Raw genomic sequence first — 13913 nt, 5'->3', positions numbered from 1 at the left:
AAACGCGCTAAGCGAGAGCATTTAGCTCGCCGATTGCGCCTCAAGTTGCTTAACTAAACGGTCCGCTAGTTGATGCGTCACGATATTACGCGCAATAACATCTGACGCTAATTGGCCACGCTCGACCACCTTTAACCAATCAAGAATCATGTGCTCAAAGCCTTTACTAGTCAGCATTGGCGTCCAGTCTTTCAGTGCCAATGAGCAATGTTCACCCGCTTGCCACCTTTCCCCCTGATGGAAAGAATCAAATTGATACGCAGCATTGCTATACGTCGCACTGATACGCTCAGTGGTAATACCAAACTGGCGATTCATCGAGGCATGAAGCAACGTCTGACCAGACTGCCATTGAATATCGAGGCGTGCCAATTTGCCAGCGTCGAACTGATGCGTGACGTAAGCTTGATCAAGACTGGCGCGCGCGTCTAAATTAATACTATCGAGCGGATGAATGAAATCATCAAAAACAAATGTACGAATCTCACCAGCAAGATTATGACGATGCTTTTCCCAACGAAGAGAGGTCAGTTGCCCAATCTGGCCTTGCGCCAGTTCAGGAATATATTGGTTATAGAGTGGGATATGACGACGATTAAAGCCGACATAAAGAGGTTGATGGTGCAGTTGAGCAAGCTCATACAAGCGTTCCACTTGTTGTGCACTATCAGCCAGCGGCTTATCAACAAAGGTCGCAATTCCATGGGCTAGGAAAAAACTCGCGACCTGATAATGCACAGAGGTTGCCGCATGGATCATCACAGCATCCGGTTTAAAATCAATAACCTGTCGATAATCTTGGCAAGTATTGGCAATACGATATTTCTCCGCTAAGTGCGCCAGAGTTTGGGCATTGCGAGTCGATAAAATCAGTTCGACCCCTGGCAGTTGAGTTATCACCGGAAGGTAGGCCTTTTGTGCAATGTCACCTAAGCCAATAATTGCGATTTTCACGTCAGATTAACTCCAATTGAGAATGCGAACTTCGTTACCTTGTTGTGGCAACTTGGGAATGTTGAGTGACAATAGAAATGAAATCAATGCCATCCCTGCGCCAATGTAAAACACTGCCGCAGGCGATACCAGCCAAATCAACCCGAAAGTCACGGGAATAAATACTGCAGCGATGTGGTTGATAGTAAATGCCACCCCAGCAGTCGAGGCCATATCTGCCGGATCGGCTATTTTTTGGAAATAGGTCTTTATTGCCAGTGCGAGAGCAAAAAACAGATGGTCAATCACATAGAGTAGCGCGGCCCATTGCGCCGTTTCTACCACCGCATAGCCTGCAAACACAATAATCAAACCTGTGTATTCAAACATCAAAGCTTTGCGCTCACCGACCTGACCGATAAATCGCCCGATCCGTTTGGCAAACAGAAAATTGAATAGGTAGTTGATTAAGAACAGCACAGTAACGTCCGCCGCCGAGTAACCAAACTTCTCCACCATCAAAAAACCGGCGAAGACGGTGAAGATTTGGCGCCGTGCACCACTCATAAATGTCAGCGCATAGTAGAGCCAATAACGCTTGCGCAGGACGAGCTTTTTGTTTTGCTGCACATCAGTTTGAAACTGCGGAAAGGCGAGCATCATCCAACTTACGAGCACCAAACCAATGCCACCAAAAATCAGATAGACCCATTTAAACTCTAAGCTGAGTACTTCAAGGCAAAACCATAACGCGGCGTAGGTCACTAACGATGCGAGCGCCCCCACGGATATCATCTTACCTAACATTTCTGGTGCTTCGTCTTTTGACAGCCATTGAAGTGAAAGCGACTGTTTAAGCGTTTCGAAGTAATGAAAACCGGTCGACATCAACAAGGTTGTGAGTAATAAGCCCAATAGACTGGGAAAGAATCCGGTGATTGCGGTACCGAGTGTCAAAGCCGCCAGTGACAGCAACATAAATCGCTGTTCACGGATAAACAACAACAAAAACACCGCGCTAAAAGCCAGAAAACCAGGGATCTCGCGTACGCTCTGGAGCAAACCAATATCAGAACCATCAAAGTTGGCTTTTTCGATCACAAAGTTATTCAACAAGGCCATCCAACTTGAAAAAGCTATCGGAACCACAATCGAAATAATTAACAGAAAGTTTTGCGGAGTTTTCCAGCTCGCAGCATGATTCATACCGATGTCCTTATCTGGTGAGATAACTAGAGTAAATCGCCGCGACGTAACACACAAATCATTTTACCGATGCGCTATTTACTCATGAGCTATTATGGATAGGCAATGATCGCCTGCCTAATATTCATCACATAATAATTATCTAAAACAGTGCTTTAACAAAAAATCGAATGTCGTTATGGTGTATCAATGTTCAATCAGTCGTTAAGTTAAGGCAATAATATGGAAATAATAATACGTCCGACTCAAGTTAGTGATGCTGCAGCATTGTGTGATATCTACTCACAACCGCAAGCACAACGAGAAACTCTGCAACTGCCGAAGCCTTCAGTAGCCATGTGGACGAAACGACTGGAAAGCATGCCTCAAGGCGTTTACAGCTATGTTGCAGAGATAGATGGACGAGTAGTGGGAAATATTGGCTTTGAACATTCTCAACGACCTCGCACCGCCCATTGTGGTAGCTTTGGTTTGGGTGTCCATGATGACTTTCATGGTCGAGGAGTGGCCAGTAAACTGATTGAGACCGTGCTCGATTTGGCCGATAACTGGCTGCAAATTAAACGAGTCCAAATCGAAGTGAACAGCGACAACGAAAAAGCGATAGCCTGCTACAAAAAGTTTGGTTTTGAAATCGAAGGCGAAGCCAAATGGGGATCATTTCGTGATGGTCAATTGATTAACACCTATTACATGGCGAGGATTCAGGCCTAGTGCTTAGTCAACCTATCTCGTTACGATAAGGCGTACTTAGCGGTACGCCTTAAGTGTTTCTAGCGCTTGAGCAGTGAGTGCTTCGGTGTAAGTATTGATCTTCCAATGGTCCGGACTCCACCCTTTAACGAAGCGTTGAAAATCGGCCCAAGCGATAGCAAATAATGGCCGCCAAGCCTGCTCTACCCTTTGTGCACAGAGTTGAGGCTGAGTGTCACTGAGCGCAAGTTGCAAATGCGCAAAATATTCGTCGAGCAACTCACTTTCCATCTGTGCGCACAGTTCAGGATCAACGGCACTACTGATAAACAGCGCAACATCTTTCATCGCACATCCGCGCCCGACATATTGAAAATCGACCGCCGCCGCTTGGTTTCCATCTGGTGTAAAACAGAAATTAGCCAGCTTAGCATCACCATGAACTAAGGTTGGGTATGGCGCTTGCGTTAATACACGATCGATCGTGTGTGCGTGCTGCTTTAACTGCATATCTTGCAGGGCATCAAATTCATCTGGCCGGGTCGCAAGGTGCCAATAACATCCTACAGGCCATAAATCTTTACCTTGATCACCAATGTATTGTGCATGAAATTGAGCGAGCCAACGCAAACAAGCGGTAATGTGTTGTCGTTTGGCAGTGCTCACCACCTCGCTATAACCCACCGACTTAAGGTCTTCCATCACGAGTAGATAATCTTGCCCATCCGTCTGAACGAGCAGTTTTTTCGGCACTCGCGCGTTTGTGTGCTCGGCCTGATGGTTATACCAGCTCAGCTCTACTTGATAGGATTTCAGTTTACGTTGGTGAGAAAGTTGAGTATTCCAACCTCGAGGGTGAGTATGTTGCTGGGGCAGCTGGACATGTTTTACTACAATACTGGTGCTGTCGACATAAAGCCGAACTAGCTCACCGTAGCCGCCCCACAATACCTGTAACCGCTGACTAGAGTGAAGCGTGGTAAATCCGAGTGCTTCAATAATGGGCTGATATCGATTCAATGTCATTTACACTTGTAGATGTGACCACTGCGGGTTACGAGACATATAGTGCTCCACATAACTGCAAATAGGCTGTACTTTCATACCAAGTTGCTCGATTTCAGGCAAAATTGCTTCCATCATCACCTTGCCAAATCCACGGCCTTGGAGTGCTTCTGGGACCTTAGTGGCGGTAATTATATAGACGTTGTCTTTCTCGACAAAAGTCACAGTCGCATAATGCTCATCTTGTAAGTGAACACGAAATTGATGATTTTCTTGGTCAAGAATTACCATATGAGACATATTGACTCCCAGAAATGATAGATAGGTCAAACTTATTAGGTAAATTGATGTTTGAACAATAACGAATCCAAACATAAAATTGGAGAGCTCCGAGGTGTTTTTTATAATCCCATGCGGACACACTTATTTACCCATCGACAAAACAATAACATGATGGGAGCAACGGAGGCTAGATGAATACCCGAGCGGTAGCAAAAAACGATCAACAGCAAAGTGAACGCAGTGTCTCGGTTCTCAACAGCACAGATGCACTGGCAATGGTTGAGCATGGTGGAGAGCTCACGATTGGTATTTCGACGCCTGTTGGCACGACATTCCGCTGCAAAACCTCATTTATTGGCACTCACTCGCAAAATGTTGTTTTAGCCGAGTTACCAAAAATTTCCGAAGACGATCTTGAGTTCTTTTTCCAAGAAGGTTTTTGGGCAACGATACGAGCCATTTCTCCTCGCGGTGAAGGCGCTGTGATCCACTTTCGCAGCCAATTACAACACGTTCTAAGAGCTCCGATTGCGATGGTCGCACTGTCGGTTCCCCAGACGATGCAAGTCACCCAACTGCGAAAAGAGCCTCGGTTTGATATTAACTTATCGGCAAAAGTAACGGCAGAGAGTCATCGACTTGAATGTGAGATTCGTGATCTCTCAAAAGGAGGCTGTCGTTTCATCACAGCGCCACTTAGCCGACCGTTCCAAGTGGGTGAGGAGATAGCGTTGCAAGTTCAGCTAAATACATTAAAAGGCACACAGTTCGAACCTTTATTTGGCAAAGTGTGTAACTTACAACGTTCGATGCATTATGCCCGCTACGGCGTCGCATTTACCGATCTAGGCAAAAACAACGCCAAAGTCTTGTTAGGACATCTTAAATTTAACGGCACCAAACTTACCCTCAGGTAGCCTCACTGGCAAATAATCGAATCGATAAAACAAACGCCCTCTAATGTAGGGCGTTTTGCTTGAGTTAACCGATAAACGAGATATACCCCTGAAGAATAATCAGGTTAACGATATCAATGAAGAACGCCCCCACAATCGGCACCACCATAAAGGCTTGTGGAGAAGGGCCAAATTTATTGACCAATGAGCCCATATTCATCACCGCTGTGGGTGTGGCTCCTAAACCGAAACCACAATGGCCCCCGGCAATAACCGCTGCATCATAATTTGCTCCCATCACTTTAAAAGTCACGAAATAAGCAAATATGCCTAACACCACTGATTGCACGGCTAGAATGACCAAGAACGGAATCGCCAAATCGAAGATATTCCAGAGTTTCAAACTCATCAGCGCCATCGCAAGAAATAACGCAAGAGATACAGTACCAAGAATATCAACCGTCTCAGCGTCCACTTTGTGCACCTTGGTCACTTCAAGAATATTGGTGATAAACACACCGATAAACAGCGCATAAACAAAATCTGGGATCATTAACCAGCTAATCTCGAAGCCATTCACCCACATTTCAAGATACTTAGCGCCGGTAACACAGAGTAGAAGAATGAACAGTATTTCGATCACCTTTTTCGCGGTGACCTTATCTTCCTCATACTCGTTATATGTGACAAGCTCAGGAAAACGTTGGTGAGTATTAACCCCGGTGCCGTATTCAGACTCGAAACCATTATTGTTGATCAATTTTTGCGCGACAGGACTACCGATGATACCACCAATGATCAAGCCAAAGGTGGCCGATGCCATCGCAATTTCGAGCGTATTTGATAAGCCAAAACTCTCATTAAACGTTTGTGCCCAAGCCGCGCCTGTACCATGGCCACCTGACAACGTAATCGATCCCGCAATCAATCCCATCAGAGGATCGAGCCCGAGAGCAGTGGCAAGCGTCACCCCGACTCCGTTTTGAATAATGATATAGAAGGAAGCAATCGCTAAGAAGATAAAAACCTTGGCGCCACCCTTCACCAACTGGGTATAGTTGGCTGCCAAACCGACCGTAGCAAAAAACATCAACATAAAGATTTTTTGCAGTGGTAATGAAAACTCGAGATCGATGCCATTGAAGTGCACAAGAGTGATAATAAACGCGACAATAAGGCCGCCGACGATCGGTTCAGGAATATTGAACTTTTTAAGAATCGGGAGTTTTGAGTTAACGAAGTGACCTAAGAACAACACGCTGATAGCAATTAAGAACGATTCTAGCGGTCCCACTGAAATTATCTGATTCATATAACCTCTTATTAGTTACGCACTCATCGTCCTTAATGAGTTGAGAGCTCAACAGCTCCACTGAGCATTGCTCATAAACTGGTTTTTCTATTGAAATGTGTCCTTATACAAACAACCTTGAGATGTTCGTTTCAACAGGTGCTCCGCGCCCTCAATCAGGCAGGCAGGCAGCGAAGAATAAAGCGGACATTATTAATAAAAATACGACAAAATGTCGAGTATAGAATTAAAAAGTCGCGAAATTGTCGAGAAATAGAGGTGTCGTTAGCGTTTTTCACACACTCAGGCTACAACGACGTTACATTGTAGAGACAAAAAAATAGCCAGCCGCAAAATTGCGATTGGCTTATATATAGTGTGAACAAATAACATTCACTAACAACGTCAGTTGGCTAGGTGACCCTCGGCTTAAGAAGGGTCGAACTAATTAATGCAGGTTGCGTGCCAACTATAAAAAGTAGGGTTTCTTAGTCTTGTGCCGCATTATTAGGTCAAAAAACCGTATCAAAATGCAATATGAAAATTGCATTTTGCAAATTTTCGCAAAATTATATTAAACCAGACTCTTATAAACAGTTTTATCAACGTTGATTTTTCATACATTTTCAAACTCAGAGTCGATATACTCAACCCACTTATTTTAACGACTCAGTCATCATGAACTATTTTTCTACGTTTCTTAAAGGTATGGCCATGGGAGCGGCGGATGTCGTCCCTGGTGTTTCTGGCGGTACTATCGCCTTTATTACCGGTATTTATGATACTTTGCTGGAAAGTATTCGTCGCATTAACCCCAATGTCATTGGCATCTGGAAGCGCGAAGGATTTAAAGCCGCATTCAATCACATCAACGGTAGATTCTTACTGGCGCTCTTTGGTGGGGTGTTTACCAGCATTGCGACACTGGCCAAGCTGATTTCTTGGTTACTCGTGACCCACCCTATCCCGTTGTGGTCATTCTTTTTTGGTTTGATCCTTGTCTCTGTGTTTCACATGCTCAAGCAGATTGAACAAAGAAGCTTTAACCGCGCGGTGATGCTGCTGCTGGGTATCGCGTTCGCTTATAGCATTACGATTCTCAATCCGCTCCAACTTGAACCAACCAGTCTCAATGTTCTATTAGCCGGAGGCATTGCTATTTGCGCCATGATTTTACCTGGTATCTCGGGCAGTTTTATCTTACTGCTAATCGGCATGTATACGCCTGTGCTCGGCGCAGTGAAGTCGCTTGATATAAGCATTTTGGCACTGTTTCTCTGCGGTTGTGTGATCGGCCTGCTGAGCTTTTCTCATGTACTATCTTGGTTACTGAAACGCTTTCGCGATCTGACATTAGTATTTCTAACTGGCTTGATGTTAGGCACATTACCGAAAATTTGGCCTTGGAAAGAAACCATCAGTTGGCGTATCAACTCGAAAGGGGAACAAGTGCCTCTAGTGGAACACAATTTAACCCCATTTGATTTCGAAACTATCACCTCTCAGCCTTCACAATTAGGTTTAGCGATTGTGTGTATGTTGTGTGCGATAGGCTTAGTTCTTGGGCTCGAAAAGTATGCTGAGCGTCACGACGTCTAATCACTGGCTAGTTTGATCAAGCGACCTATTTGAGGTCGCTTTTTTATTACCCCGCCAAGATGGTAATGATAACCAATTGCAACAAGACTGATATTTTATTAAGCTGCTGGCACGAATAGATGTTAAGAGCTTCTCGCCATGACAGAGCACGCATTTTTTGAAACGCTATTTGAACATTCACGACGGGTGACTCCTTATCTAGAGGGTCAAATCGAGCCAAACGAGTTGCAAACAGCGTCGTTGATTGGCCTCGGCCAGCCGAGCTCAGCGTGTATTCAAACCTTATATAACAATTTGCAATCGGCCCATCCTGAAGCGGGCTCAGCCTATTGGTTAACCCGCACTTGGACCTTATTGTGTTGGCAGCCGATCTATGTGGCGTTTGTCGCCATATACTCCTGTCGAGGATTACCGCCGCTATCAAGCATGACGCAAAACATAAAAACGGACTTTGTGAGCGGGTTTCATTTTACTTCACTAGCGCGTCTACAAGGCCCTGAGCAAACGCTGATCACACAAGCTGGCAAGCAATTGGTTGAGCTATTTGACTATTTCCGTGATGAAATGAGTCAGTGGACTCGAATTCGTCCCGGCTTTACCAACCACCTGTTTGCCGACGGTATTCTTGGCTGCTTAGTTAAACTAAGCCACTACTACCCTCACCTTTCTGAACAATATCTTGTTGAACAAGGCCAGCGGTGGCTTGACGCATGCGGTCTGCCAGCCAAACTGATTAACTCGTTGAGCTACAATGCAGACAACCACAGCCTAACCTTAGTGAGAACCAGCTGTTGTTTAGTATACAAATGTCAAGGTCGGGCGCTGTGTCGCAACTGCCCAAGGCATCCGGAAAATAAAGTTTAACGCGTCACTTGAATATTGGTTGTGGTTTTACCGGGTGATGAAAAGGCACTCCAACTGATCATCGCAGCAAATAACACACACAAATAAATTGGATAATTCGGTGAAAGTGTCGCCGTAAAAGCCAACAGTGAGGCAAATCCGTAACCTAGCGTATGCGACATCGAGATATAGCCCGCAACGGCTCCGGGCGCATTGGCATGTTGGGCGGTCGCGGCAGACGTATACGCCGGGACCAACAAAGCCGCACCACACGCGGTCAATATCATCGCCGCAGCAAATAGCCAAATATAAGGGACAAGAAACAGGGCTAAACCGCTTACAAATAGCGCAGATCCCAAACGATACATCTGCTCTGGACTCATTTTCTTTTTCTTAATCACGGCCACTTGAGTGGCGAACGTACAAGCCGCGCTAAGAGTGAGTAACAAACCAATCGCATCACTAATTTGACTCGTCGACCAAGCGGTCAACGACCCAATCAAAGGTGAGAAGCTGTATTGCAGCAAGGCGATTGCGCAACACAACAACAACCCACTCGATAAAAAACGCCATATTTTTCTGCTTGGTAACCAGGGCAGTGATGATGGCGCACCAGAGTGTTGATTTAACAGCGTTGGGGAAGGTAAGAAAAGCGCAGCGCACAAAACGATCACGGGTAGCAAAATCATGACCACCAAAGGGGCGAACGGCGAGACTTTAAGCGCGACAATGGCGAGGACCGGACCAACCAAACGCCCAGTGCTTAATCCAATGCTAACGCAAGTGATGGCTTGCAGGCGATGTTGCTCACCACAGAGTAAAATCGCCCAGTGTTGACTGGCTGGCACCATGCCCGAAACCGTTGCGCCATAAATGATACGCGCGACCACTAGACCAACTAAACACCAGACTAGCCATGCCGAAGCACCTTGGCTCATCATCGCAAATAGCGCCAACAATGCGAAACTGAATGCCATACCACACAGCGCCTGCACGACAACACGTTTCGGACCATGTCGGTCACTCACTCTGCCCCAAAATGGCGCCGAAGGTAAGAAGACAAAACTACCTAACGCGATGAGGATAGACCAAGTCGGAAGATCAAACGCTGATTGCTCGACCAAAAAAGGTAACGAGACTAACAGACCGTTTTGTCCAATACCCATTAACGCTGCCGCCGAGCCAATAATGCCAAGTTGAAAGGAGTGGTTTTTTATAAGAGACATAATGAGAGTCGCCGCATTTAGCTGAAAAGGCCATCATTGCTGATGGTTTTATTAACACAATTATTGATAATGAAAACAATTATCATTGCCATTCTATTGTGGTAACATTAACGACTTGTAACCAATAACTCAACTGTCTATTGCATTATGTTTCGACTGGTCGACGCCTCATTTAGCATTGAAAATAAAACGATTCTCTCTGCCACCAATCTGACTTTTGAACCGGGTAAAGTCACGACACTGCTCGGTCACAATGGTTGTGGTAAATCAACCTTAATCAAGCTACTGAGCCGGCAAAACTCACCGACAAATGGTCACGTTCTGTATAACCATCAACCAGTTGCCGTGTTAAGCAATATTGAGTTTGCTCACCAAGTCGCCTATTTACCACAGCATCCACCGCTGACTGATGGCGTTACCGTGCGAGAATTAGTCTGTTTTGGCCGTTACCCGTGGAAAGGGGCATTTGGCCGCTATGATAAGCAAGACTACGCCATTGTTGACGACGCGATTGCTAAAGTCGGTTTAAGTGCGTTTGCCGAGCGCTTTGTTGCGACCCTTTCAGGAGGGGAAAGACAGCGTGCTTGGGTTGCGATGTTGCTCGCTCAGCAAAGCAAAACGTTGTTACTCGATGAGCCAACCTCCGCGCTTGATGTGGCCCACCAACATGAACTACTGAGTCTCATACGCGAGCTGAATTTGAGCTTAAATCTGACCGTGATTATGGTACTGCATGACGTCAATATGGCGGCAAAGTTCAGCGACCACTTAGTTGCCTTGCATTCAGGCCGCGTCATTGCCAATGGTTCACCCGCCCAATTAATGAATCGCGATACCTTAATGCAAATCTACGGCATGGAACTGGCGCTCTTTCCCCATCCACATACTGGTCAACCTATTAGTTATATCCCTTAACAACAAGTAGAAGGAATCTGTTGTGAAAACCATTGTTATCATACTGGTCTCAGTCATGGCATTTAAGGCGTACGCTTTTGATATTGAACATGAAATGGGCATTGCTTCATTTGATAGTCCACCGAAAAAAGTCGTTGCTCTCGACTGGGCATTAACCGAAACGGTACTCAGTTTAGGTGTCGAACTTCAAGGCGTAGCCGACGTACAAGGCTATAATCAGTGGGTCGTCGAACCCAAGATCAATTCGAGTGTGATCAACGTGGGTTCGCGACGTGAACCTAATATAGAGCTGCTGAGCGAGCTAAAGCCCGATGTTATTTTGATCAGTAAACACATGGCGGCGGCGTATCAACAACTCAGCAACATTGCCCCAGTGGTGGTTTTTACCCTGTACAGTGAACAAAAGCAGCCACTTAATGCTGCCGAGTCAGTGACACGCTCTTTGGCAGTATTACTCGATAAAACCCCACAAGCTGAGCAAGTGATCAAGCAAACCTATGCCTTGCTCGCCGCCAACGGTGAAAAAATTCGCGCTCATGATAAGGCACAGAAAAACTTGCTCTTTGCACGCTTTATCAATGACAAAACACTGCGCATTCACAGTCAAGGTTCATTAGCTGACGCCACTGCCTCAGCAATGGGCTTGAGTAATGACTGGCAAGAAACAACCAATTTATGGGGCTTTACCACCACGGCAGTGGAAAAACTCGCGGAACACCAGCAAAGCAGTGTGATTATTTTTGGCCCAGTTCAACCGCAGTTGCGCCAATCTATGCAAAGCTCGGCGCTATGGCAAGCGATGCAATTTACGCGCAGTGAGTCCGTCTATGAACTTCCGCCTATCTGGACATTCGGCGGTTTGATTGCCGCGCAGCGATTTAGCGATCATATTACTCAGCTACTAACGACAGCCCAGCCATTAACCGCACAACCATGAGTAGCACTAACCTCCTTCGCTCACACCCAATCAAGTTTCCCACTACCGCTTTGTTGTTGGTAGCCATGGCGTGTCTTGTTGGCACCCTTTTGCACATCACCGCCCCATACTCACAAGGTATCACGCTAATTTGGGACACCTTATGGCACTTCGACCAAGGTAATTACCAACATTTGATTACCTACCTGACCTATTTACCTAGACTCACTGTTGCTCTGCTAAGTGGTTTTGCATTAGCCATAGCCGGTTGCGTGATGCAGTTTGTGCTGCGAAATCCCATCGCGTCACCCACCACTCTCGGTGTTGCCGCTGGCGCTGAATTGGGCATGGTGCTTGGCTTATTGATGCTGCCTGCCGGATTATCAATGCCGAGTTTTGTGCCTGCGTTTTTGGGCGGCTGCTTGGCGACGGCACTGGTTTTTCTGCTTAGTGCAAAACGCGGATTTGCGCCTTTACATATGATTCTGGCCGGTATGGTGGTGAGCCTTTTTTTCGGCTCGTTGAACACCATGTTACTGATGCTGCACGAACAAAAGCTAACCAGCATTTTTGTTTGGGGAGCAGGCGCCCTTAATCAAAATGACTGGAGCAGCGCTAAGCTTCTTGCGCCACTAATTGCGGCGCCGACACTGTTGCTGATGGTGCTGCAGCGTCCACTGTCTGCTCTGCAGTTTGGTGATAATGTTGCCTCTTCTTTGGGCATCAACATCAAACAGATTAAGCTGCTTTGTCTTGGCTTGGCGATATTCATCACCGCGGCAGTGGTCAGCGAGGTCGGTTTGATTAGTTTCATTGGTATTGTCGCCCCGGCAATCGCAAGGCTATTGGGTATCAGGCAACTAACGGCTCAATTGATGGTCAGTGGTCTTATTGGTGCCATGATGTTGTTAATGGTCGATTTAGCCATTCAGCCATTTTCTGGCGTTGGTGGCGCGCTACTGCCAACTGGTGCAATGACCGCATTAATCGGCGCCCCATTTCTGTTATGGCTCCTGCAACGCAGCCAATTACAATCGCAGCTTCGCGCCCGCGAGGAACCGCCCCAACGCTACATCAACATAGAGGCAAAAGTCGTATTGCCACTAATGATGACGGTACTTATTGCAGTGACAGTGTTGGCGTTACTCTTAGGCCAGGGCCAAACAGGCTGGAATTTAAGCTTCAACCCAAGCCTACTTGAACTGCGCGCACCACGAGTAATGACCGCTTTATTCGCCGGAATTGGGTTGGCCTTTGCTGGCACCATCATTCAACGAGTCTCAAACAACCCGATGGCGAGCCCAGAAGTCCTCGGGCTAAGCTCAGGCGCCGCACTAGCCTTGGTGCTTGGCAGTTTATTAGGTGTTGCCGTAGAGCGAGAGCAACAGATGCTCTTTGGCACACTAGGCGCACTTTCGGTCACCGCTTTATTGTGGTTTATGGGTCGTAAACACCACTTTGCACCAAGCCAACTGCTGCTGACTGGCATCGCCATCAGTGCTGGACTAGATGCATTGTTACGCATTGCCATGAGCTCGGGCGATGATAATGCCACAGCTCTGCTGACTTGGTTGTCGGGTTCAACCTATTTAGTGGCCGAGTCTGACATCTATCTCCTTGCGACTGGTGTCAGCGTTGTGGCACTGGTGGCACTTTTACTCCAGCGCTGGATTGGCATAATAGAAATGGGAGAAGTAACCGCGAACAGCCTTGGCCTTAACTCAACTCGTGTGCGACTTGTCTTGCTCGTGCTTGTCGCGGCGCTGACAACCCTTTGCACTATCGTGATTGGTCCATTGAGTTTTATCGGCTTACTGGCACCCCATATGGCGCGCTCGCTGCATCAGTATCAACCGCGAACGCAAATGCTTAGCGCGGCTCTACTCGGCGCGCTAGTCATGGTGTTAGCTGACTGGCTCGGACGCAACCTCTGGTTTCCTTGGCAATTCCCCGCCGGACTGCTTGCTTCGCTCATCGGCGGTGGCTATTTCCTTTATCTGATGAGACGTTGACGATAGATATTTGATACCACAGAAGGTGACCTCGCAGCACCTTCTGTTAACCACACGGCAATACTTAACCCACATTATTTCTCCCCTTTGTAAAAA

The 13913-nt window shown here is 46.6% G+C and carries 13 protein-coding genes; 7 read left to right on the top strand and 6 right to left on the bottom strand.

What is annotated here, in order from left to right; all coding sequences use genetic code 11:
• Positions 1-21 precede the first annotated feature (21 nt).
• Both ViNHUV68_RS16155 and ViNHUV68_RS16150 read right to left on the bottom strand, forming a co-directional pair.
• Positions 22-954, bottom strand: a complete 933-nt coding sequence (locus tag ViNHUV68_RS16155; RefSeq protein WP_391091569.1) for a Gfo/Idh/MocA family oxidoreductase — start codon at positions 952-954, stop codon at positions 22-24.
• A gap of 6 nt (positions 955-960) precedes the next feature.
• On the bottom strand, positions 961-2139 hold the full coding sequence (locus ViNHUV68_RS16150) for an MFS transporter (RefSeq protein WP_038173508.1): 1179 nt from the start codon (positions 2137-2139) through the stop codon (positions 961-963).
• A gap of 222 nt (positions 2140-2361) precedes the next feature.
• On the opposite strand from ViNHUV68_RS16150, the gene ViNHUV68_RS16145 reads away from it, so the two are divergent.
• Complete coding sequence (locus ViNHUV68_RS16145) at positions 2362-2853, top strand: GNAT family N-acetyltransferase (RefSeq protein WP_391091567.1); 492 nt, start codon at positions 2362-2364, stop codon at positions 2851-2853.
• Positions 2854-2889: 36 nt separating this feature from the next.
• Here ViNHUV68_RS16145 and ViNHUV68_RS16140 read toward each other — a convergent pair whose 3' ends face one another.
• Both ViNHUV68_RS16140 and ViNHUV68_RS16135 read right to left on the bottom strand, forming a co-directional pair.
• Positions 2890-3858 (bottom strand): phosphotransferase, encoded by a 969-nt coding sequence (locus ViNHUV68_RS16140; RefSeq protein ID WP_391091565.1) that lies wholly within the window; start codon positions 3856-3858, stop codon positions 2890-2892.
• Positions 3859-4137, bottom strand: coding sequence for an N-acetyltransferase (locus tag ViNHUV68_RS16135; protein WP_391091563.1), 279 nt, complete (start codon positions 4135-4137; stop codon positions 3859-3861).
• Positions 4138-4310: 173 nt separating this feature from the next.
• Between ViNHUV68_RS16135 and ViNHUV68_RS16130 the strand changes: the two genes are divergently transcribed.
• Positions 4311-5036, top strand: a complete 726-nt coding sequence (locus tag ViNHUV68_RS16130; protein WP_038173503.1) for a flagellar brake protein — start codon at positions 4311-4313, stop codon at positions 5034-5036.
• A 64-nt stretch (positions 5037-5100) separates the two neighbouring features.
• Here ViNHUV68_RS16130 and gltS read toward each other — a convergent pair whose 3' ends face one another.
• A complete protein-coding gene (gltS, locus tag ViNHUV68_RS16125; protein ID WP_038173501.1) occupies positions 5101-6327 on the bottom strand; it encodes a sodium/glutamate symporter in 1227 nt (408 codons plus the stop codon).
• A 657-nt stretch (positions 6328-6984) separates the two neighbouring features.
• Here gltS and ViNHUV68_RS16120 point away from each other — a divergent pair.
• The gene (locus tag ViNHUV68_RS16120) at positions 6985-7905 is read left to right on the top strand and encodes an undecaprenyl phosphate translocase family protein (RefSeq protein WP_391091561.1); all 921 of its coding nucleotides are present in this window, start codon (positions 6985-6987) and stop codon (positions 7903-7905) included.
• A gap of 138 nt (positions 7906-8043) precedes the next feature.
• Entirely contained in the window at positions 8044-8769 is a 726-nt protein-coding gene (locus ViNHUV68_RS16115; protein ID WP_038173498.1) for a siderophore ferric iron reductase, read from the top strand.
• Here the strand turns inward: ViNHUV68_RS16115 and ViNHUV68_RS16110 are convergent.
• On the bottom strand, positions 8766-9974 hold the full coding sequence (locus ViNHUV68_RS16110) for an MFS transporter (protein WP_391091559.1): 1209 nt from the start codon (positions 9972-9974) through the stop codon (positions 8766-8768). The two genes, ViNHUV68_RS16115 and ViNHUV68_RS16110, sit on opposite strands and share 4 nt — an antisense overlap.
• Positions 9975-10121: 147 nt before the next feature.
• On the opposite strand from ViNHUV68_RS16110, the gene ViNHUV68_RS16105 reads away from it, so the two are divergent.
• The 3 genes from ViNHUV68_RS16105 (at position 10122) to fhuB (ending at position 13817) form a co-directional block, all read left to right on the top strand.
• The gene (locus ViNHUV68_RS16105) at positions 10122-10889 is read left to right on the top strand and encodes an ATP-binding cassette domain-containing protein (RefSeq protein ID WP_391091557.1); all 768 of its coding nucleotides are present in this window, start codon (positions 10122-10124) and stop codon (positions 10887-10889) included.
• Between the two features lie 22 nt (positions 10890-10911).
• Positions 10912-11826, top strand: coding sequence for an ABC transporter substrate-binding protein (locus ViNHUV68_RS16100; protein ID WP_391091555.1), 915 nt, complete (start codon positions 10912-10914; stop codon positions 11824-11826).
• A 65-nt stretch (positions 11827-11891) separates the two neighbouring features.
• Positions 11892-13817 carry a Fe(3+)-hydroxamate ABC transporter permease FhuB gene (fhuB, locus tag ViNHUV68_RS16095; RefSeq protein ID WP_391091852.1) on the top strand — a complete coding sequence of 642 codons (1926 nt, stop codon included), beginning with the start codon at positions 11892-11894 and terminating at the stop codon, positions 13815-13817.
• Positions 13818-13913: the final 96 nt, after the last annotated feature.

This window comes from Vibrio sp. NH-UV-68, assembly GCF_042940635.1.
In the GTDB taxonomy this organism is placed as follows: Bacteria; Pseudomonadota; Gammaproteobacteria; order Enterobacterales; family Vibrionaceae; genus Vibrio; species Vibrio pacinii.
This window is presented reverse-complemented; position numbering and strand designations above follow the sequence as displayed.

What these genes read in the sequence shown, in the direction of transcription:
- ViNHUV68_RS16135 (WP_391091563.1), bottom strand. Translation starts at nt 4,137, where the DNA reads ATGTCTCATATGGTAATTCTTGACCAAGAAAATCATCAATTTCGTGTT.
- fhuB (WP_391091852.1), top strand. Translation starts at nt 11,892, where the DNA reads ATGGCGTGTCTTGTTGGCACCCTTTTGCACATCACCGCCCCATACTCA.
- ViNHUV68_RS16145 (WP_391091567.1), top strand. Translation starts at nt 2,362, where the DNA reads ATGGAAATAATAATACGTCCGACTCAAGTTAGTGATGCTGCAGCATTG.
- ViNHUV68_RS16120 (WP_391091561.1), top strand. Translation starts at nt 6,985, where the DNA reads ATGAACTATTTTTCTACGTTTCTTAAAGGTATGGCCATGGGAGCGGCG.
- ViNHUV68_RS16110 (WP_391091559.1), bottom strand. Translation starts at nt 9,974, where the DNA reads ATGTCTCTTATAAAAAACCACTCCTTTCAACTTGGCATTATTGGCTCG.
- ViNHUV68_RS16140 (WP_391091565.1), bottom strand. Translation starts at nt 3,858, where the DNA reads ATGACATTGAATCGATATCAGCCCATTATTGAAGCACTCGGATTTACC.
- ViNHUV68_RS16130 (WP_038173503.1), top strand. Translation starts at nt 4,311, where the DNA reads ATGAATACCCGAGCGGTAGCAAAAAACGATCAACAGCAAAGTGAACGC.
- ViNHUV68_RS16150 (WP_038173508.1), bottom strand. Translation starts at nt 2,139, where the DNA reads ATGAATCATGCTGCGAGCTGGAAAACTCCGCAAAACTTTCTGTTAATT.
- ViNHUV68_RS16115 (WP_038173498.1), top strand. Translation starts at nt 8,044, where the DNA reads ATGACAGAGCACGCATTTTTTGAAACGCTATTTGAACATTCACGACGG.
- ViNHUV68_RS16105 (WP_391091557.1), top strand. Translation starts at nt 10,122, where the DNA reads ATGTTTCGACTGGTCGACGCCTCATTTAGCATTGAAAATAAAACGATT.
- gltS (WP_038173501.1), bottom strand. Translation starts at nt 6,327, where the DNA reads ATGAATCAGATAATTTCAGTGGGACCGCTAGAATCGTTCTTAATTGCT.